This window comes from Streptomyces sp. YGL11-2 (genome assembly GCF_050054615.1).
Classification (GTDB): Bacteria; Actinomycetota; Actinomycetes; order Streptomycetales; family Streptomycetaceae; genus Streptomyces.
Map to the genome: position 1 here is coordinate 283,144 of NZ_JBNHIN010000002.1, position 18,781 is coordinate 301,924.

17 protein-coding genes are annotated in these 18,781 nt (G+C 72.4%); 9 read left to right on the plus strand and 8 right to left on the minus strand.

The features are described from left to right. Positions 1–40: 40 nt before the first annotated feature. On the minus strand, positions 41–1,561 hold the full coding sequence (locus ACO1BR_RS03585) for a VWA domain-containing protein (protein WP_426793543.1): 1,521 nt from the start codon (positions 1,559–1,561) through the stop codon (positions 41–43). 743 nt (positions 1,562–2,304) lie between these two features. Between ACO1BR_RS03585 and ACO1BR_RS03590 the strand changes: the two genes are divergently transcribed. Then, positions 2,305–3,588: an alpha/beta hydrolase gene (locus ACO1BR_RS03590; protein ID WP_426793544.1), complete on the plus strand. Its 1,284-nt coding sequence runs from the start codon at positions 2,305–2,307 to the stop codon at positions 3,586–3,588. Between the two features lie 120 nt (positions 3,589–3,708). On the opposite strand, the gene ACO1BR_RS03595 is transcribed toward ACO1BR_RS03590, so the two are convergent. Next, positions 3,709–4,527 (minus strand): polysaccharide deacetylase family protein, encoded by an 819-nt coding sequence (locus ACO1BR_RS03595; protein ID WP_426793545.1) that lies wholly within the window; start codon positions 4,525–4,527, stop codon positions 3,709–3,711. Positions 4,528–4,810: 283 nt separating this feature from the next. Here ACO1BR_RS03595 and ACO1BR_RS03600 point away from each other — a divergent pair, with 283 nt between their 5' ends. Genes ACO1BR_RS03600 through ACO1BR_RS03610 form a run of 3 tightly spaced genes read left to right on the plus strand, consistent with a single transcriptional unit; the run spans position 4,811 to position 7,202 of the window. Further along, positions 4,811–5,542 (plus strand): ABC transporter permease, encoded by a 732-nt coding sequence (locus ACO1BR_RS03600; RefSeq protein WP_426793546.1) that lies wholly within the window; start codon positions 4,811–4,813, stop codon positions 5,540–5,542. Beyond that, the gene (locus tag ACO1BR_RS03605; protein WP_426793547.1) at positions 5,539–6,213 is read left to right on the plus strand and encodes an ABC transporter permease; all 675 of its coding nucleotides are present in this window, start codon (positions 5,539–5,541) and stop codon (positions 6,211–6,213) included. Before ACO1BR_RS03600 ends, ACO1BR_RS03605 begins: the two co-directional genes overlap by 4 nt. Further along, positions 6,210–7,202: an ABC transporter substrate-binding protein gene (locus tag ACO1BR_RS03610; RefSeq protein ID WP_426793548.1), complete on the plus strand. Its 993-nt coding sequence runs from the start codon at positions 6,210–6,212 to the stop codon at positions 7,200–7,202. Before ACO1BR_RS03605 ends, ACO1BR_RS03610 begins: the two co-directional genes overlap by 4 nt. A gap of 128 nt (positions 7,203–7,330) precedes the next feature. Here the strand turns inward: ACO1BR_RS03610 and ACO1BR_RS03615 are convergent, their stop codons facing one another. Further along, on the minus strand, positions 7,331–8,488 hold the full coding sequence (locus tag ACO1BR_RS03615) for an ABC transporter ATP-binding protein (RefSeq protein ID WP_426793549.1): 1,158 nt from the start codon (positions 8,486–8,488) through the stop codon (positions 7,331–7,333). A 185-nt stretch (positions 8,489–8,673) separates the two neighbouring features. Between ACO1BR_RS03615 and ACO1BR_RS03620 the strand changes: the two genes are divergently transcribed. Continuing rightward, entirely contained in the window at positions 8,674–9,615 is a 942-nt protein-coding gene (locus tag ACO1BR_RS03620) for an NADP-dependent oxidoreductase (protein WP_426793550.1), read from the plus strand. Between the two features lie 152 nt (positions 9,616–9,767). Here ACO1BR_RS03620 and ACO1BR_RS03625 read toward each other — a convergent pair whose 3' ends face one another. The 4 genes from ACO1BR_RS03625 to tsaD all read right to left on the minus strand — a co-directional run bounded on the left by ACO1BR_RS03625 (position 9,768) and on the right by tsaD (position 13,976). Beyond that, a complete protein-coding gene (locus tag ACO1BR_RS03625) occupies positions 9,768–10,766 on the minus strand; it encodes a hypothetical protein (protein ID WP_426793551.1) in 999 nt (332 codons plus the stop codon). 147 nt (positions 10,767–10,913) lie between these two features. Next, a complete protein-coding gene (locus tag ACO1BR_RS03630) occupies positions 10,914–11,510 on the minus strand; it encodes a hypothetical protein (RefSeq protein WP_426793552.1) in 597 nt (198 codons plus the stop codon). A 94-nt stretch (positions 11,511–11,604) separates the two neighbouring features. Continuing rightward, entirely contained in the window at positions 11,605–12,624 is a 1,020-nt protein-coding gene (locus ACO1BR_RS03635; protein ID WP_426793553.1) for a cation diffusion facilitator family transporter, read from the minus strand. A gap of 278 nt (positions 12,625–12,902) precedes the next feature. Continuing rightward, complete coding sequence (tsaD, locus tag ACO1BR_RS03640; RefSeq protein WP_426793554.1) at positions 12,903–13,976, minus strand: tRNA (adenosine(37)-N6)-threonylcarbamoyltransferase complex transferase subunit TsaD; 1,074 nt, start codon at positions 13,974–13,976, stop codon at positions 12,903–12,905. A 191-nt stretch (positions 13,977–14,167) separates the two neighbouring features. Between tsaD and cbiE the strand changes: the two genes are divergently transcribed. The 3 genes from cbiE to ACO1BR_RS03655 all read left to right on the plus strand — a co-directional run bounded on the left by cbiE (position 14,168) and on the right by ACO1BR_RS03655 (position 16,694). Further along, positions 14,168–15,460 carry a precorrin-6y C5,15-methyltransferase (decarboxylating) subunit CbiE gene (gene cbiE / locus ACO1BR_RS03645; RefSeq protein ID WP_426793555.1) on the plus strand — a complete coding sequence of 431 codons (1,293 nt, stop codon included), beginning with the start codon at positions 14,168–14,170 and terminating at the stop codon, positions 15,458–15,460. Then, positions 15,457–16,248 (plus strand): precorrin-4 C(11)-methyltransferase, encoded by a 792-nt coding sequence (gene cobM, locus ACO1BR_RS03650; protein ID WP_426793556.1) that lies wholly within the window; start codon positions 15,457–15,459, stop codon positions 16,246–16,248. Before cbiE ends, cobM begins: the two co-directional genes overlap by 4 nt. A gap of 125 nt (positions 16,249–16,373) precedes the next feature. Beyond that, entirely contained in the window at positions 16,374–16,694 is a 321-nt protein-coding gene (locus ACO1BR_RS03655) for a hypothetical protein (protein ID WP_426793557.1), read from the plus strand. Between the two features lie 93 nt (positions 16,695–16,787). Here the strand turns inward: ACO1BR_RS03655 and ACO1BR_RS03660 are convergent, their stop codons facing one another. Continuing rightward, the gene (locus ACO1BR_RS03660; protein WP_426793558.1) at positions 16,788–17,951 is read right to left on the minus strand and encodes a cobalt-precorrin-5B (C(1))-methyltransferase; all 1,164 of its coding nucleotides are present in this window, start codon (positions 17,949–17,951) and stop codon (positions 16,788–16,790) included. Positions 17,952–17,974: 23 nt separating this feature from the next. Between ACO1BR_RS03660 and ACO1BR_RS03665 the strand changes: the two genes are divergently transcribed. Then, positions 17,975–18,757: a cobalt-precorrin-6A reductase gene (locus tag ACO1BR_RS03665; protein ID WP_426793723.1), complete on the plus strand. Its 783-nt coding sequence runs from the start codon at positions 17,975–17,977 to the stop codon at positions 18,755–18,757. The last annotated feature ends 24 nt before the right edge of the window (positions 18,758–18,781 follow it).

Genomic DNA, 18,781 nt, shown 5'->3' on the forward strand with positions numbered 1-18,781 from the left:
GGCCCGGCCGCGGCCGGGGGGGGGATGCCTGGGTGGCGGGTCAGTTGTCCTTGAGGACGCCGGCGCTCCGGGCCTCGGTGAGCCACTCGGGGAACTCGACCATCAGCTGCTGGTAGAACTCGTCGTGGGAGAGGCCGCGGGGGTCGCGGCCCGCGTGGAAGAAGCCCGCGTTGTCGACGGCGCGCCGCTCCGGGACGGTCAGGTCGTCGAGCTTCCGGAGGAAGTCGAAGCCCTTGGCGTCCGGGTCGCCGAAGCCGATGAACTGCCAGAAGACGGGCAGCCCGGCCGCCTCGCACAGCGCCCGCTCGGCGGCCGGCTTGGAGGTCGGCGCGCCGTCGGTCTGGAAGATGACGAACGCGGGGGCGGTGGAGCCGGACTTCTTGTAGTGCTCGACGACGGACTCGATCGCCCAGTGGTAGTTGGTGCGGCCCATGTGCCCGAGGCCGGAGTGCAGTTCCTCGATGCGGCCCTCGTAGCCGGGGAGGTCCAGCTCGGCGGTGCCGTCGACATCGGTCGAGAAGAAGACGACCGGAACGGTGGCCTTCTCGTCGAAGTGCGCGGAGAGGGCGAGAGCCTGCTCGGCGAGGTGCTGGACCGTGCCGTCCTTGTAGTAGTTGCGCATCGAGCCGGAGCGGTCGAGGACGAGGTAGACGGTGGCGCGCTGGGAGGTGAGTTGGTGCTTCTCCAGGGTGGCGGCGGCGGAGTCGTAGAGGGGGAGGAGCGCGGGGGCGGTGGCCGCGAGGGCGTGCGGGGCGCCCGGCGCGGGGGCCTCCGCGGGAGCCGTGGCGGTGGCCTTGGTCTCCGCTGCGGCCGGCTCGGCGACCGGCTCCGCCACGGGAGCCTCCGCAGCCGCGCCCACCACCTCAGCCGCAGGCTCAGCCTCAGCCTCTGCCACCGCCTCGGGCTCCGGCTCGGCCGTGGCCCTGGCCTCGTCCTCCGCGGCCTCTTCGGCCTTCGCCGGCTCGTCCGCTGCTCCGGCTTCCTCGGCCTTCGGCTCGGCCGCCTTCGGCTCGGCCTCGACGGTGCTCCCGGCCTGGTCCTCGGTCCCAGCACCGGTGCCAGCACCGGTCTCCGCACCGGCCTCGGGCTGTGCCTTCTCCGTCGGCGCGACCGGCGCCGGGTTGTCGAAAGCCCGGCTGACGAGGTCGGAGACGGCTTCGTCCTCGACCGTCTCCCCCGCCGCGTCCTCGGCCTTCGTCGCGGCCCGGTCCTCGGTCTTCTCGGCCGGCTTCACCGCCACCGGCTCGGCGACAGCCTCGTCCCGTACGACGGCCTGCTCGCGCACCGAGGGCTCCGGCGCGCGGTCAACCGGGCTTCCCTGCGCGGGCAGAGTGGCCGTCGCCGGCAGCGGTGCCGGTTCGGGGGCCTCGCCCGGTGCCGTACGGGCCGCCGGGACCTCGGCCTCAGGAGCGGGGGTGGCCGGGGGCGGGGTGGACTCCTCGCGGGCCTCCGGGATCGTTGCCGATTCCGGCTTGTCGGCGCTGCTCCGGGCCGCGCCGGATTCGTCGCGGGTCGCCTTGGAGCGACCGAAAGCGTTGCGCAGCAGACTCCGAATGCCCATCGGCGGACCTCTCTTGCGTGTGGTGGGTGCGGCGAATGTCCGTGAAGCGCGGACATGTCCCTGACCAGGACGGATACGTAAGGGTAGCGGCCTGCACCGGCCTCTTCGTGGGAACCCGCGCCTCGCATGGTGGGCCATACGGGGGTGTTGTGCGGGGATGTGGTTTCGGGCAGTGCGTCGTGGGCGGGGAAAGGGAGGTGGTCCGCGGGGCGAAACAGCGGGATCGGTCCGTGGGAAAAAGACATGTGATCGTCGATAGAGGACGGATGTGATCGTTCCTGTGGTGGGTCTTGACCCCTTGTGTGGTGCGGTAGTTGCGTATGAGGCGTTCAATGCGAGGAATGGCGAATGTGTCGGTGATGTCGCCGGGCGGTGTGACCCGCCGCTGCCCGTAGCGTCAACTGGCCGTGCCGCGGCCGTAGTTCGCAGACTCCTGCGTGGGCCCCCGGTGGCGGTGCCGGTGGCGACCGATGCCACCGGCCGACGGGGTTGCCGGTGCATGTGTTTCACGTGAAACAGGTGCGCAGTTGTGTCATCTCGTACGTACGTGTCGTGCCCGCTCGCACGCATCACGCCGGGGAAACGAACGGGCAAGAGGTCGGTAAGAAATAAGTCGCGCAGGTATCCGATTCTCAGATGGGCTCGTCTTCTCCGGTGACCATTGTCCTGAGCCGCCGTTGTGCCTCGGGGGCGGCCGATAAGAAGGCAAGAACCCTTTCGAGGGTGACGGGAGATGTGGGCGCATGGGGCTGACCAGTCAGTCGCTCGAAATCACGGTGGTCGTGCTGGCGGTGGCGTGTGTGGCCGCCACGGTGTGGCTCTGGCCGCGGTTGTCGCGGAACGGATGGCGGCAGGTGCTGGGCAGGTTGGGGGCCATCCTGGTGACCCAGGCGGCGATCGTGTCCGCGCTCGCCCTGGCCGTGAATGCGAACTTCGAGTTCTACGGCAACTGGGACGAGCTGCTGGGCAACAACGACCAGGCCCCGGCGTCGGTGGGCCAGGGCGGCGGGCAGTACGCCACGGTCGGAAACATCAAGGGCGGGCTGGTCCAACCGGCAGGCCCACAGGGCCTTGACCGGGTCACCGGGCTGCCGAAGGGTCCCGCCGAGAAGGTGGGCAAGGTCGAGTCCGTGCGGATCGTCGGCCGCCGTACACGGGCCATTAACCCGGGCTTTGTGTATTTGCCGCCGCAGTATTTCCAGCAGCAGTTCCACCGGCAGCGGTTCCCCGTCATGGTCGTTATCAGCGGCTATCCGGGCGGAATCATGAATCTCGCCCAGCATCTCCAGATTCCGCAGAATGCGGGCCGGTTGATTGCCGACGGCAAGATGCAGCCGACGGTGATCGTGATGGTCCGGCCGACGATCGCGCCGCCGCGGGACACCGAGTGCGTGGATGTGCCGGGCGGACCCCAGGCGGAGACGTTCTTTACCAAGGACCTGCCGGATGCGATGAAGTCGGCCTACCGGGTCGGCCACGACCCCAGCGCCTGGGGCGCGTTCGGGTATTCGTCCGGTGGTACCTGCTCGCTTCAGCTGGCGATGCGCAACCCGAAGGCGTACACGTCGGCGGTCTCGCTGTCCGGTGACTACGCGATCAAGGACGACCTCACCACCGGCAGCCTCTTCGGCCCCGGCCCGGAGGGCGCCCAGCGCGAGCACGAACACGACCTGCTGTGGCGGCTGGAGCACCTGCCGGCGCCGCAGATCTCCGCGCTGGTGGCCAGCAGCCGCCAGGGCGAGTCGGATTACGGCGAGACGATGAAGTTCATCCAGGCGGCGAAGCCGCCGATGGCGATCGACTCCATCATCCTGCCGCACGGCAGCCACCAGTTCGGGACCTGGCGCCGCGAGGTGGTACCGGCCCTGGAGTGGCAGAGCCAGCAGCTGACCTTCCCGCAGGACACGGAGGCGGCCACGCCGCAGAAGCCGGCGCCCGGGCAGGCGAGGAGCATGCCGTCCAAGGACCAGCCGCCCGCCGATGACAAGGCGCACAAGCGGGTTGAGGCGGAGAGCCCGCAGGGGTGATGCGTATGCCGTAGCGCGCGGCACAGCGCGGAAGGGGGCGCCGGACCGGTCCGGCGCCCCCCTTGTGCGTCCGGCTGTCCCTGGGGCACGGCGCGACTCCCCGCCCCAACGGGGCCCCGCTCAGGGCCGGTAGACCATCCCCGGCTCCGGCTTCGCCGGGGACAGCAGCTGGGAGACCGTGACGACCGTGTAGCCGCGCTTCTTCAGTTCCTTGAGGATGCCGGGGACGGCCGGCACGGTGCCCTTGTAGATGTCGTGCAGCAGGATGATGCCGTCGCGCTCGGTCTGGTCGAGGACCCGCTTGGTGATCAGGGCCGAGTCGTTGGTCTGGTAGTCCTTGGCGGTCACGCTCCACAGGACCTGTGCCAGGCCGAGGTCCTTGCTGATGGTGGAGACCTCTTCGTCGGTCCGGCCCTGCGGCGGGCGCATCAGCTTGGGCGTCTTGCCGGTGATCTTGCGGACCGCGTCCTGGACGCGGGACAGCTCGCGCTTGGCCTCGTCCGGCTTGATCTCCGTCAGGATCTGGTGCGACCAGGTGTGGTTGGCCAGCTCATGGCCCTCGGCGTTGATCCGCTTGACCTCGGCGGGGCGCTCGGTGATGTGGTTCTTGCCGAGCATGAAGAAGGTCGCGTGGGCCTTGTTCTCCTTGAGGATGTCCAGCAGGCGGTTGGTGTTCTCGCTGGGGCCGGCATCGAAGGTGAGCGCCACGCACTTGGCCTTGCGGCAGTCGACGTCGCTGCCGCCGTCGGCGCCCCGGTCCTTGCCGCCCGTGGTCTTCGCGTTCTGGGCCGTGCTGTCGGACGCCGGGGCGTCGGCCCGTGCGTCGGCCGGCGCGGTGACGTCGTACGAGGCACAGCCGCCGAGGGCCAGGACCAGGGAGGTGGCCGTCAGCAGCCCGGTGAGGGCGGTACGGCGGGCCGCGGATATCTGCTTCGGCATGCGATGTCTTTCCTGGTCTCTTCTCGGGGTTGGTGTGGGCTCTCTGCGGGGCGTTGCGGGCGCGGCGCGTACGTCCGTGACCTGCGCTTTCGGGTATGGCGAAGCAGGCGCGGACGAGCCGTGGCCCGATGCGCCGACCCCTGGCCGGATGAGCGTCAGCGACTATACATAGATGCTACACACTATGTGTATAGACGGGGTGGATACGTGGTGCGGTGCCGGCGGCAGCCCGATCGGACGCGCCCCGCGCGACACCCCGCCCGGCCCGGGGTGGACTTCTACCGTGACCGCACCGCCGGACGACTGCCTGGCCCGTAACGACTGGATCTGCGGCGACTACCTGAGCACCCGCCGGCAGATCCTGCTCGACGCGGTCGGGCAGCATGTCCGGCTGACGGTGGTGTCGGTGGCGCTGGGGCTGGTGATCGCCCTCCCGCTGGCGCTGCTGGCCCGGCGCAGGCGCTGGACGATCGGGCCGGTGCTCGGCATCACCACCGTCATCTACACGATCCCGTCGCTGGCGATGTTCTCGCTGCTGCTGCCGGTCTACGGGCTCTCCGCCACCTTGGTCGTGGTCGGACTCGCCCTCTACTCCCTCACGCTGCTCGTCCGGAACATCCTGGCGGGGCTGGACGGCGTCCCGGCCGAGGCCAAGGAGGCCGCCCGGGGCATGGGCTACGGGCCGATGCGGCAGCTGCTGACGGTGGAGCTGCCGCTGGCGCTGCCGGCCGCGATGGCTGGGCTGCGGATCGCGATGGTCTCCGCGGTCGCGCTCACCACGGTCGGGGCGATCGTCGGCTACGGCGGGCTGGGCAACCTCATCTACACAGGCATGAACGCGTTCTTCAAGGCGCAGGTGCTGACCGCGTCCGTGCTCTGCGTGCTGATCGCAGTGGTCTTCGACGTGCTGCTGCTCGGTGCGGAACGCCTCCTCACCCCGTGGCGGCGGGCGGGCCGAAGGCCCCGGGCCGGCCGCGGGAGGCGGCTGCACGCCGCCTCCGGGCGGCGGGCATGAACACCCTCTCCGAGGTCTGGTCCTGGCTGACCACCGCCACCAACTGGTCCGGCGAGAACGGCATCGGCCACCGGCTGGAGCAGCATCTCGTCCTGACCTTCGCCTGTCTCGCCATCAGCGCCCTGATCGCACTGCCGATCGCACTGACGCTGGGGCATCTGGGGCGGGGCGGCGCGCTGGCGGTCAACCTCGCCAATGTCGGCCGCGCGGTGCCGACCTTCGCCGTTCTCGTCCTCCTGCTGCTGACGCCCATCGGGCGGTACGGGGAGTGGCCGACGGTCGTCGCGCTGGTGCTGTTCGCCATTCCGCCGCTGCTGACCAACGCCTACGTCGGAATGCGCGAGGTTGACCAGGATGTGGTGCGGGCCGCGCGGGGCATGGGGATGACCGGGGCGCAGCTGGTGTGGCGCGTCGAGGCGCCGCTCGCCTTCCCGCTCGTCCTGACCGGCGTCCGGATCGCCGCCGTGCAGCTGGTCGCCACCGCCACGCTCGCCGCGCTGGTCGGCGGCGGCGGACTCGGCCGCATCATCACGGCGGGCTTCAACCTGGCCAGCACTCCGCAGGTCGTGGCCGGGGCGGTGGTGGTCGCGGTGTTCGCGCTGCTGATGGAAGCCGTCTTCGAGCTGGTGCAGCGGTTCGCGCCGGTGTGGGTACGAGGGCGGACCCGGTGAGACCGGCCTGTACGCCGGGCTCGGCGCCCGCGGCCGGCAGCGCTGTCCCGGCGGCACTGCTCGCGCTGGTCGCACTGGCGGGTCTGACGGCGTGCACCGGTGGGCCCTCCCTGGAGAACCGCGGCGCGATCACCGCCTCGCCCGGCAACAGCCGTGATCTGTCCGTCGGTTCGGCCGGCTTCACCGAGAGCGAGCTGCTGGCCCAGATGTACGCGGCGTTGCTCCGCCAGGCCGGTTACCACGCCGGCATCCTCACCGTCGGCAACCGCGAGCTGTACGAGCCCGCACTGGAGTCCGGCCAGATCGACGTGGTGCCCGAATACGCCGCCACCCTCGCGGACTGGCTCAACGCCAAGGAGCACGGCCCGAAGGCCGCCCCGGTCGCCTCCCCCGACCTCGGCACGACCATGGCCGCGCTGCGTCGGCTGGCCACCCCGCGCGGCCTGACCGTGCTCCCGGCGGGCCGGGCCGTCGACCAGAACGCCTTCGCGGTGAGCGCCGGGTACGCCGCCGAGCACCACCTCAGGACCCTCAGCGACCTGGGCCGCGCCAGGCTGCCGGTCCGGCTGGCGGCGGGCGACGAATGCGTCCAGCGGCCGTTCTGCGCACCGGGGTTGCGGACGACGTACGGGATCGACATCACCGCCGTCGACCCGAAGGGCGTCGGCACCACCCCCGCGAAGCAGGCAGTGCAGAACGGGCAGGACCAGATGGTGCTGATCACCAGCACGGACGCGACCCTGGACCAGTTCGGGCTGGTGGTCCTCGACGATGACAAGAAGCTCCAGAACGCCGACTATGTCGTCCCCGTCGTCAATCGCGCCCGCGCCGGCAGCGCCCGTCCGGCCGCCGCGCTCAACCGCCTCAACACCGTGCTGACCACCGCCGATCTGGCCAACCTGAACGAACAGGTCGACAGCTGGCGGCGGCTTCCGGCGGACGTGGCGCACAACTACCTCGTAACAAAAGGGCTGTTGAGGCAGCGCTGAGGAGGACTGGGTGGCGTTTCACGTGAAACATCCGCGATATGCCGGTGTTTCACGTGAAACGGCGCGCCATCCCCCATGTTTCACGTGAAACGCCGCGCTGCTGTCGTACGGTGCCGGGCCGGCTCGCCTCACTCCGTAGGGACCGAGTCCACCTCTGCTCGTCCCCGCGGCGCTCCTCGTTCGTCCGGGGAGATGGTGCGGCGCAGCGCCTCGTGGAGGGTGGTGGGGGTCAGGACGCCAAGGAACCGGTGGCCGTCAAGGACCGTGATCCAGCCGGCGTCGTGCTTGAGCATCTCGCTGAAGGCTGCCTTGAGAGTGCTGGTCACGGGGACCCATGCCTCCATCCGCCGGGCATGGTCGGCGACGGTGCCGCCGGCCCCGGCCAGTTTCTCTGTGGCCACCCAGCCGTGCAGTGCGCCGTCGCTGTCCAGCACCACCGCCCAGCGGGCGCCCTCGGGCCGCAACCGGGTCACCGCCTCGGCGGCGGATTCGGCGAGCCGGGCGAACGGCGGGCGCTCCAGGTCGTCGCGATCGATACCGGTGACCGAGAGCTGCTTCAACGCCCGGTCGGTGCCGACGAATTCGGCGACATAGGGAGTGGCGGGGGCGCCGAGCACGCTCGCCGGGGTGTCGTACTGCTCGATCCGGCCCTGTCCGTAGACCGCGATCCGGTCCCCGAGGCGGATGGCCTCCTCGATGTCATGGGTGACCAGCAGCACCGTCTTGTGCATGGTGGCCTGGAGCCGCAGGAACTCCTTCTGGAGGCGGTCGCGGACGACCGGGTCGACCGCGCCGAACGGCTCGTCCATCAGCAGCACGGGCGGGTCGGCGGCCAGGGCACGGGCCACCCCGACCCGCTGGCGCTGGCCGCCCGAGAGCTGGTCGGGATAGCGCGAGCCGTAGACGGCGGGGTCCAGCCCTACCAGGTCGAGGAGTTCGGCGGCCCGCTCACGCGCTCGGGCCCTCTTCCAGCCGGTCAGGTACGGCACGGTCGCGGTGTTGTCGAGGACGGTGCGGTGCGGGAAGAGGCCGGTCTGCTGGATGACGTAGCCGATGCGGCGGCGGAGCCCGACCGGATCGATGCCGGCGATGTCCGAGCCCTCGACGAAGATCCGGCCCTGTGTGGGGTCGATGAGCCGGTTGACCATCATCATGGTCGTCGTCTTGCCGCAGCCGGACGGTCCGACGAGAGTCACCAACTCGCCCTCGCCGACTTCGAAGGAGAGGTCGTCGACAGCGGTGGTCCCGTCGGGGTAGCGCTTGGTGACGGACTCGAACCGGATCATTGCGCCATTGAATCCCGCGGTCCGCCACCGGTCCCGTCATGCGGGCAAACGAGTGGGGGAGGCGAGACGGGACGGGGGCCGTAAGAGTTGCTTCCGGGGCAGCCCCTCCCGTCCTGCCGCGTCCCACCCCGCCCGCGTGCTTACGATCCACCCGGCCTCCTCGGACGGGTGGAAGGGAACGCCGCATGAGAGCCGTAGCAGTCAGCGCATTCGGTGAACAGCCGCAGCTCATGGATCTGCCGCAGCCCGAGCCGGGGCCCGGGGAGGTCCTGGTGCGGCTGGCCGCCGCCGGGCTCAACCCGGTCGACTGGAAGCTGGCCGACGGCATGTTCGGGGACGCCGTGCAGGCCGCCTTCCCCCTGGTCATGGGGACGGACGGAGCGGGAGAGGTGGTCGCGGTCGGGCCCGGCGTACGGCGGTTCACCGTCGGCGACCCGGTGTTCGGCCAGTTCCAGCGGCCTGAGCGGGGCGGCGGCTCGTACTGCGAACTCGCCGTCGCCGACGAGAACTCCCTCGCGCCGGCTGCTCGCAGTGTCACCTACGCGACCTCCGCCGCCGTGCCGACGGCCGGGATGACTGCCTACAACCTCGTCGAGGAGACCCGGATCGGCGAGGGCCGCCGGGTGCTGATCGTCGGCGCGACCGGAGGGGTCGGTACCTTCGCCACCCAGCTCGCGGCCGGCCGTGGGGCGGAGGTGATCGCCACCGCCCGTCCGGCCAAGGCGGAGCTGATGCGCACCCTGGGCGCCGCGGAGACCGTGGACCACACCGCGGGCCCGGTCGCCGACCAGGTCCTGGCGGCGCACCCGGACGGGGTGGATGTCCTGATCGACATGGCCAGCGGCCCGGAAGAGTTCATCGAGCTGACCCGGACCGTGCGGGACGGTGGCACGGCCGTCTCGCTCATCGGCTCGGCCGACGCCGATGTGCTCACGGAGCACAATCTGCGCGGCTTCAACTTCGTCAACCGTCCGTCCCCGCAACTGCTGGACATCCTCGCCGGCCATCTCGACGCGGGCCGCCTGACGGTCCTCGTGGGCCGCGAGGTCCCGTTGGAGGAGGCCCCCGAGGAACTGGCGGCGAGCCGCACCGGCCGGGCGCAGGGGAAGACGGTGCTGGCGATCTGAGGCCGGTCTGCCCGCCGGGCCCTTTCCGTCAACTCCTCCAGCGCCTCAGGGGCGTTGGGGTGGTCGCGCTCCGCACGCAGGGCCTTGGCGCGTGCGCGTTCCGCTCGTCGGTGAGGTGCCGCTCCTCGCCGGGGCGGCCGCTGCCGCCCCGGTCAGGAGGAGTCGGTGGGAGCGGGCGGATGAGGCGGTGCGCGGAGCACGCGGGCGGTCGGCGGGCCCGCGGCGGCGATCGCGAGGACGAGCGCGCCGGTGCCGACGGCGCACCACACACCGGTGCGCAGCGGGTCGGTCAGCGCGTCCGCGTACGCATCGGCGGCCGGCCGTGAGACCGAGGTGGGCAGCGCGTCCAGGACCCGGGTGCGGACCAGCGCCAGTGCCGCGGCCAGCAGCGCACAGGCCACCGTGCAGCCCGCCGTCGCGCAGATCAGCGCCCGGCGCCGGCGCCGCGCGAGCAGCAGCCCGGCCAGCAGGCAGAGCGCGGCGGCCGGCGGCAGCACGAGTGCGCCGGTGCGCGCGGCCTGGAACACCGCCCGGAACCGCGGCACGTCCGGCGGTCTCAGCAGCACGATCGAGGCACCGGTGCGCGGCACCCGGCGGGCGATGTCGATGCCCAGGCCGTTGCCGGACATCTGGTGTTTGACGCGTTCGAGGACCGGGGTGAGGTCCAGGGTGACGGGGGTGTCGACCGAGGTGGACAGTGTGCCGTCCAGGGTCTGGTGCGCGGTGCGGTGCACACCGGTCCAGACGGAGGGAAAGGTGCGGCCGGTGACGACCTGGCGGACCTGTTTGCCGATGAACTCGCGGATGCCGCGGGTGAACTTCCGCCGCAGTGCCGGCCGTTCGGCGCGCGGGACGACCTTCAGCAGCCCGTCGAGCCGGACATGGGGCATCACGCTGTTGGTGACGTCGTCGACCAGGGCGTTCTGGATGGCGCGGTTCCCGGCGAGCGGGGCGACCGCGGCCACATAGCTGTCGGTGTCGGTGAGTTCCGCGCGGGCCCATACGGCGGCCAGGCTCAGCGGCAGCAGCAGCGTCCCGACCAGCAGCAGCACCCCGCCGGTCAGCGAGCGTCCGCGGCGCGGCGGCTGCCCGGGAGGGCACCGCGCCGCCGCCACCCGGCCGTCGGCGCGTACGGGTGCGCTCGCTGACATCGCGTTGCGGTCCTTCCTGGAACGGCGGACTACGGCCAGCTCCAGGCAAGTCCGTGGGGCGGCCGGCCGCGAGCGGGGCCGGTGCCAATGGGTGACCGTACGGGTGGGCGGCCCTCCGGGCTCCCGGACAGCCGCCGGTCGCCGCGGTCAGCCGGACCGCCGGGCACGGCCGCGCCGGACCGCCCGGACGGCCCCGGAGACGAACAGCGCACCGACCAGGGCCGCCGCGCCCCGCCACACCCACGTGTCCCGGCGCTCCGGCCCGGGCCGGGCCGTCGGCAGGTCGTCCAAGTTGCCGGAGCAGGCGGTGGGGGCGGCGGACGGGCCGGCGTAGACGCAGACCGTGGAGGCGGCACGCAGGGTGCCGGGAGCGGCGGTGGTGTCGGGGTCGCGGGGGGCGCCGAGCACCGCGCCGGCGGTGAACACCTGGATGTCGTGCGCGGGCAGATCGGCGTGCCAGACGGCCTTCTGCCGGCTCGTCCCGTGGCCGCCGACGGTGCCGCCGGCCGCGGTGGCGGAGAGGGTGGTGGCCGGCATCTCCTGCTCGATGCGGGCCCGGTGGACGTCGTGGGCGCCCAGGTTGTGGACGGTGATGCGGTAGTCGAGCCGCCTGCCCGCCTCGGCCCGGTCGACCCCGTCGGTCACCGACACCGACACCGAGACGGCGGGTGGGACGGGGACGGCGGCCGGTGGTGCGGGGAGCGTGGCGGCGTACAGCAGCGCGCAGACGGCGGCGGTTCTCATGCCGTCATCCGAGCACCGGTGTCGCTCGGGCCGGTGGCTCTCCGGGCGCTCGCGGGCCGGGTTCACCCGAGTGAGGGCGGCCCGCTCGGCGGGCTCAGTGCCGGTGCGGTCCCGGGCGGTGCACGGGCCCGTGGGAGTCGTCGCAGTGGCCGGCGGCCGGCTCGGGCCCGTGGCCCGGGCCCGGTTCGAGTGTCAGCAGCTCGTCTTCGTCCTGTTCGCCGACGTGGTCGACCTGGAGGGTGGCGTGGGTGATGCCGTACTCCCCGCTCAGCAGCTCCTGGAGATTACGGCGGACCTTGTGGCAGTCGCCGGCCGGTGCGACCAGGATGTGTGCGGAGAGCGCCGGCTGCCCGGAGGTGATCTGCCAGATGTGCAGGTCGTGGACCTCGACGACCTGGTCGGCGGCCACGAGGTGATCGCCCAGCGCGTCCGGGTCGATCCCGGCCGGGGCGGCTTCCATGAAGATCCGGCCGGACTCCCGCACCAGTCCGGTACCGGCCTTCAGCATCAGCGCGACGACGACGAGCGAGGCGATCGCGTCGGCCCGCTCGAAGCCGGTGGTCAGCACGATCAGACCGGAGATCGCGGTGGCGATGAAGCCGAACAGGTCGGTGAGGATGTGCTGGTAGGCGCCCTCCACGTTGAGGCTGGAGCGGTTGGCCTTCGACAGGAACCAGGTGCAGATCAGGTTCACCACCACACCGGACAGCGCGGTGACCACCACCAGCCCGCCGGTGACCGCGGGTGGCGAGATCAGCCGCTGGACCGCCTCGTACGCCAGCCAGAGGGACAGCAGCAGCAAGGTGATGCCGTTGGCCTGCGCGGAGAGGATCTCGGCGCGCTTGAGGCCGTAGGTGTACCCGCCCCGCGCGGGCTTCGCGGCCAGCCGCATCGCGACCAGTGCCAGCACGATCGAGACCGCGTCGGTGAGCATGTGGGCGGCGTCCGAGATCAGTGCCAGCGACTGTGCCAGGAAACCGATGGAGACCTCGACCGTCATGTAGGCGGTGAGCAGGATGAGTGCGGCCCGCAGCCAGCGCCGGTCGGCGTCGGGGGAGACGGCGTGCGAGTGGCTGTGCGAGTGGCTGTGGCCGCTGTGGGCGTGCTCGGTCATGGGCGCGCTCCTTCCGGGGTCCTCGCTGCGAAGCAAACCGCACTTCGACAAAAGATCCAAAGGCTGCACCGGTGACCGTTGTCATTACCGTCGAACGGCGTATCTTCCCTGGTCAGAGCGGTGAAGCGAGTCGACTGCGCGGACCGGGGCCAGGCGGCGCCGAACGGCCCCGGCGCATGGCCGGCCGCCGTTTCACGTGAAACACGCCGTGTCGGAGGTGACGTCGCCCCGGAAGGGGTGCGCCCACGGCGCCGCGCACCGGGCGGCTTTCCTGTGGCTCATGCGGAGAGCGCCCGCCGCGCCGCCACCGGATGCAGCGCGGCATACTCCAGCGGCGCCGACGGGTCGATCGAGACATCGAGCGGAGCGGGCTCGGCACCCGCCCGGACGAGCAGATGGCCGACCGCGGCGATCATCGCGCCGTTGTCCGTGCACAGCCGCAGCGGCGGTACCCGCAGCGCGATGCCCGCCGCGGCGCAGCGCTCCTCAGCCAGTGCGCGGACCCGGGAGTTGGCGGCCACCCCGCCGACCACCACCAGCGTCCCCACACCGTGCTCAGTGCAGGCGGCCACCGCCTTGCGGGTCAGCACATCGGCCACCGCCTCCTGGAGCGCCGCCGCCCCGTCGGCGACCGGCAGCGGGTGACCCGCGACGTGGTGGCTCTCCGCCCAGCGTGCCGCCGCGGTCTTCAGCCCCGAGAAGGAGAAGGTGAACCGCTTCTCGGGCGGGCCCGCGGTAAGCGGGCGGGGAAAGGGGACAGCGCGCGGATCCCCCTCGCGCGCTGTCCGGTCAATGGCTGGGCCGCCGGGGTACGGCAGCCCGAAGACCCGGGCGACCTTGTCGAAGCACTCCCCGGCGGCGTCGTCCAGAGTGTCGCCGAGGTGCACGATGCGGTCGCGGGCCAGGTCGCGTACGAGCAGCAGCGAGGTGTGCCCACCGGAGACGATCAGTACCACGCAGGGGTCGGGCAGCGGTCCGTGCTCCAGGGTGTCTGCGGCGACGTGTCCCGCCAGGTGGTGCACCCCGTAGAGCGGCACCCCCAGCGCGTACGCCAGCCCCTTGGCCCCGGCCAGTCCCACCTGGAGCGCACCGGACAGCCCCGGTCCGGTGGTCACCGCCACCGCCCCGATATCGGCGGCCCGCAGCCCCGCGTCGGCCAGCGCGCCGCGCACCACCGGGGTCAGCGCGTGCACATGCGCCCGCGCCGCGATCTCCGGCACCACGCCGCCGAACCGGGCGTGCTCGTCCATGCTCGACGCCAGCGCGTGTCCGAGGAGCCGCCCGTCGCGCACCAGTCCGGCGCCCGTCTCGTCGCAGGACGATTCGATGCCCAGCACTACTGGTGAGCCCATGGACCGCATTCCCCTCGCGTCGTGTCCCGGTCGGTGTCCCCGGACAGTAATAGCAAGTAATTGCAACCTATGTGCAATAGGGGTGTTCGGTCGCCCCTCGGTTCTGCTGCGGCCTCCCCGCGGGAGGGCGCGCCCCGACCGGTCAGTAGAGTTCGGCACCCGTCCCTTCGCGCCCCTTGAGGTACCCGGCAGTGAGCGCCCCACCACCCCTCTCCGTCGTAGGCATCGGGGCTGATGGCTGGGACGGTCTGTCCGCCGCCGCCCGGCGGGAGCTGTCCGCGGCCGAGGTGCTGATCGGCGGGGCGCGGCAGCTCGGGCTGCTGCCCGCGGAGTGCGCCGGTGAGCGGGTGCCGTGGCCCGCGCCGCTGCGGCCCGCCGTACCGGGGCTGCTCGCCGCGCACGAAGGCCGCCGGGTGTGCGTACTGGCCAGTGGGGACCCGATGTTCCACGGGATCGGCCGGACGCTGACCGAGGTGCTGGCGGAGGGGGCGGCGGCGCCCCGGCCGCTGCACGTGGTGCCGCATCCGTCGTCCGTGTCCTACGCCTGCGCCCGGCTGGGGTGGGCGGTGGAGGACACCGAGGTGGTCACGCTCGTCGGGCGGCCCGCGGGGAATCTGGCGGGGGCGCTCCACGACGGGCGGCGGGTGCTGGTGCTGTCGGCCGGGGCCGGGACGCCCGGTGAGGTCGCGGCGCTGCTGCGGGCGCGGGGTTTCGGGCCGACCCGGATGCGAGTCCTGGAGCAACTCGGCGGCGGGCGCGAGCGGTTGGCCGAGGGTACCGCCGACGGCTGGGACGCGCCGGCGGGCGATCCGCTGAACGTCATCGCGCTGGACTGCGTCCGCGCGCCGGGCGCACTGCGCCTGCCGGCCGTTCCCGGGCTCCCGGACGACGCCTACGAACACGACGGCCAGCTGACCAAGCGTCATGTCCGGGCCGCCACCCTGGCCGCGCTGGCGCCCGCGCCCGGCGAACTCCTCTGGGACATCGGTGGCGGCTCCGGCTCCATCGCCATCGAATGGCTGCGCACGCACCGCAGTTGCCGTGCGGTCAGCGTCGAGCGCGACGCCGAACGGGCCGCGCGGATCGGCCGCAACGCGGACACCCTCGGCGTACCGACGCTGCGCGTGGTGCACGGTCCCGCGCCCGCCGCGCTGGACGGGCTGCCGACGCCGGACGCGGTGTTCATCGGCGGCGGCCTGACCGCCCCCGGCTTGCTGGACGCCTGCTGGGCTGCGCTGCCGCCGGGCGGCCGGATCGTCGCGAACACCGTGACGCTGGAGTCCGAGGCGCTGCTCGCCGACCGGTACCGGCGGTTCGGCGGCGAACTGGTGCGGCTGGCGGTCGCGCACGCGGTGCCGGTCGGCGGCTTCACGGGCTGGCGGCAGGCGATGTCGGTCACCCAGTGGTCGGCGGTGAAACCCGTACACCCCGGTGCCCGGGAAACCTCCGTGCACCCCACCCCCCAGGAGACCGAGGAACCATGACCGTCCACTTCATCGGCGCGGGTCCCGGCGCCGCCGACCTGATCACCCTGCGCGGCGCCCGTACCCTCGCCGCCTGCGGCGTGTGCCTGTACGCGGGCAGCCTGGTGCCGCGCGAACTGCTCGCCGAATGCCCGCCCGGGGCCCGGCTGATCGACACCGCGCAGCTCGACCTCGACACGATCACGGCGGAGCTGGTGCGGGCCCACAAGGAGGGCCACGACGTCGCCCGGCTGCACTCCGGCGATCCGTCCGTCTTCAGCGCGGTGGCCGAGCAGATGCGCCGTCTGGACGCGGCCGGGGTGCCGTACGAGGTCGTGCCCGGTGTGCCCGCGTTCGCCGCCGCCGCGGCGGCTCTCAAGCGCGAACTGACGGTGCCCACCGTCGGGCAGACCGTCATCCTCACCCGGATCGCACAGCAGGCCACCCCCATGCCCGACGGCGAGGACCTGGCCACCCTGGGGCGCAGCGGTGCGCTGCTGGTGCTGCACCTCGCGGCCCGCTACGTCGACCGGGTCGTGGACGAGCTCATGCCGCACTACGGCGCGGACTGCCCGGCCGCCGTCGTGGCGATGGCCTCCCGTCCCGACGAACTCGTCCTGCGCGGCACGCTCGGCGATATCGCCGGCCAGGTGAAGGGCGCGGGGGTGGTCCGGACGGCAGTGATCATGGTCGGCCGCACGCTGGGCGCCGAGCAGTTCCGCGACAGCCACCTCTACTCGGCGGAGCGGGAGCGCCCGCACGCACCGTGCGGAGATCCGACGGCCTTTGAGGGTACGTCAGCGCCGTGATGGGCCCCTCGGACCTGTCCGGATGATTATATGACCGCATCGGGGTGAATATCCGTTTCCGTGCCGAGGGCTGCCGGTAAGGAAGCTGCGACACCGGGGGGACCGATGCAAAGGAGCACGCCACGATGCGTACCAAAATGGCCGCCGGCACGGCCGTCGCCGCGATCCTGCTGTCCCTCTGCGGCACCACCGCCGCCAGCGCCGACGGTCGGGAGGACGGCCACGGGAAGGCGAAGCGCCATCACTTCGAGATGAAGGAAAGCCCGATCAGGATGGCCGCCTGTGCCCTCGGGTCGGCGCTGGGCGCGCTGACCGGTGGGGACGCCAGCTGCTGGCGCGACCACGGGTACGGACCTGTCTTCCGTACCCATGAGAAAACCGGTCACCAGCGCATGGACCAGGGTCGCGAGGGCGAGTTCGGGCGCCGGAGCGAGATGTCGCAGTAGTGGCGACGGGCCGCGCGGCGGGGGGCGCCGGATTCCGCCGGCGTCCGACCGCCGCGGTGTGGTTTCACGTGAAACCGCACCACAGCGGCCCGTTCAGCCTCCCGGCCCGCGCGGCTCTGCCCGTCCCACCACCATTCCCGCCCGGTCGATACAGATGACATCGACCGCTACCGGCGCCCCGCGCAGCACGGCCAGTGACGCGTCACGTGCTGTGGCCGCCACCAGGTCGCCGAGCGGAACGCCGGCCGCCGCGCACAACTGGAGCGCGGCGAGGCCGGTGTTGGCCCCGGCCACCGTGTCCGCCAGCGCCTCGTCCGCACCACCCCGCCGGGCCAGCTCGGCCAGGAAGCCCTTGTCCACCTGGGACCGTGCGGAGTGCAGATCCAAATGACCGGCCGCCAGTTTGGACAGCTTGGCGAAGCCGCCGCAGATCGTCAGCCGGTCCACGGGATGGCGGCGGATGTACTTGAGCACCGCCCCCGCGAAATCCCCCATGTCCAGGAGCGCGTCCTCCGGCAGGTGGTGCAGCGCCACGGCGACCTTCTCCGAGGTCGATCCCGTGCACCCGGCCACATGGCGCCGTCCCGCGGCGCGCGCCACATCCACCCCGCGCCGGATCGAGTCGATCCAGGCGGAGCAGGAGTACGGCACGACGATCCCGGTCGTCCCCAGGATCGACAGCCCGCCCAGGATCCCCAGCCGCGGATTCCAGGTGCTGCGGGCGATCTCCTCCCCGTGGTCGACGGAGATCTCCACCTCGACGTCGGCTGCGGCTCCCCCGCCGCCGTACCGTTCGGCGACGGCCGTCAGATGCTCCCGGATCATCTGGCGCGGTACGGGGTTGACGGCGGGTTCGCCGACATCCAGCGGCAGCCCCGGCCGGGTCACCGTCCCGACCCCGGGACCGGCCCTGAACACCACGCCCGAACCGGCCGGCAGCACACGCACCGTGGCGCGCACCAACGCCCCGTGCGTCACGTCGGGATCGTCCCCGGCGTCCTTCACCACCCCGGCCATGGCGCGGGTCGGCTCCGCACCCGGAGCCGTCAGCTCCTCGACGGCGAGGGCGAAGGACGGCGTCTGCCCCTTCGGCAGGGTGATCGTCACCGGGTCCGGGAACTCCCCGCTCAGCAGTGCCGTGTACGCGGCGCTGCTCGCCGCCGTGGCACACGCCCCGGTCGTCCACCCGTGCCGCAGCCCGGTGTGCGCGAGCTGCGCGCTCCGGCCTCCCGTACCCTTCGGTTGCGCGTCAGCCACGGAGGAACCCGCTACCCATGCCGATGAACGACACCGCCCGCCACGTACTCGTCCTCGGCGGCACCACGGAGGCCCGCCGCTTGGCCGCCGCCCTGGAGCAGGAACCGGGGGTACGGGTGACGAGTTCCCTCGCCGGTCGGGTGGCGGCGCCGCGGCTACCCGCCGGGGAGGTGCGCATCGGCGGGTTCGGCGGCCCCGAGGGCCTCGCCCGCTGGCTGCGCGAGCATGCGGTGGACGCGCTCATCGACGCCACCCATCCTTTCGCCGGCACGATCAGTTTCCACGCGGCCCAGGCCGCCGCCACCGCCCATATTCCCCTGCTGGCGCTCCGCCGCCCCGGCTGGGTCCCCGGACCCGGCGACATCTGGCACCCGGTCCCCTCATTGGCCGACGCCGCCCGTGCCCTCCCCGGCCTGGGCGCCCGGGTCTTCCTCACCACCGGCCGGATGGGGCTGTCGCACTTCGCCCACCTCACGGACCTCTGGTTCCTGGTCCGCTCCGTCGACGCGCCCGAGCCGCCGCACCCGCCCCGTATGACGGCCCTTCTGGACCGCGGCCCCTTCACCCTGGACGGGGAGCGGGACCTGCTGCGCCACCACCGCATCGACGTCCTGGTGACGAAGGACAGCGGCGCGGCGGCGACGGCTCCCAAGCTGACGGCGGCGCGCGAGGCCGGAATCCCCGTGGTGGTCGTCCAGCGGCCACCCGCCCCGGAAGGGGTACCGGTGGCCGCGGGGCCTGAGGAGGCCGCGGACTGGCTGCGGACGACCCTCGGACCACCGCCGGTGACCCGCCAACTCGGCTGAGAACGGGTCGGATTGGGAGCCGGC

What these genes read in the sequence shown, in the direction of transcription:
- ACO1BR_RS03590 (WP_426793544.1), top strand. Translation starts at nt 2,305, where the DNA reads ATGGGGCTGACCAGTCAGTCGCTCGAAATCACGGTGGTCGTGCTGGCG.
- ACO1BR_RS03665 (WP_426793723.1), top strand. Translation starts at nt 17,975, where the DNA reads ATGAACGACACCGCCCGCCACGTACTCGTCCTCGGCGGCACCACGGAG.
- ACO1BR_RS03615 (WP_426793549.1), bottom strand. Translation starts at nt 8,488, where the DNA reads ATGATCCGGTTCGAGTCCGTCACCAAGCGCTACCCCGACGGGACCACC.
- ACO1BR_RS03630 (WP_426793552.1), bottom strand. Translation starts at nt 11,510, where the DNA reads ATGAGAACCGCCGCCGTCTGCGCGCTGCTGTACGCCGCCACGCTCCCC.
- ACO1BR_RS03605 (WP_426793547.1), top strand. Translation starts at nt 5,539, where the DNA reads ATGAACACCCTCTCCGAGGTCTGGTCCTGGCTGACCACCGCCACCAAC.
- ACO1BR_RS03585 (WP_426793543.1), bottom strand. Translation starts at nt 1,561, where the DNA reads ATGGGCATTCGGAGTCTGCTGCGCAACGCTTTCGGTCGCTCCAAGGCG.
- ACO1BR_RS03625 (WP_426793551.1), bottom strand. Translation starts at nt 10,766, where the DNA reads ATGTCAGCGAGCGCACCCGTACGCGCCGACGGCCGGGTGGCGGCGGCG.
- ACO1BR_RS03595 (WP_426793545.1), bottom strand. Translation starts at nt 4,527, where the DNA reads ATGCCGAAGCAGATATCCGCGGCCCGCCGTACCGCCCTCACCGGGCTG.
- ACO1BR_RS03635 (WP_426793553.1), bottom strand. Translation starts at nt 12,624, where the DNA reads ATGACCGAGCACGCCCACAGCGGCCACAGCCACTCGCACAGCCACTCG.
- ACO1BR_RS03655 (WP_426793557.1), top strand. Translation starts at nt 16,374, where the DNA reads ATGCGTACCAAAATGGCCGCCGGCACGGCCGTCGCCGCGATCCTGCTG.
- ACO1BR_RS03620 (WP_426793550.1), top strand. Translation starts at nt 8,674, where the DNA reads ATGAGAGCCGTAGCAGTCAGCGCATTCGGTGAACAGCCGCAGCTCATG.
- cobM (WP_426793556.1), top strand. Translation starts at nt 15,457, where the DNA reads ATGACCGTCCACTTCATCGGCGCGGGTCCCGGCGCCGCCGACCTGATC.
- tsaD (WP_426793554.1), bottom strand. Translation starts at nt 13,976, where the DNA reads ATGGGCTCACCAGTAGTGCTGGGCATCGAATCGTCCTGCGACGAGACG.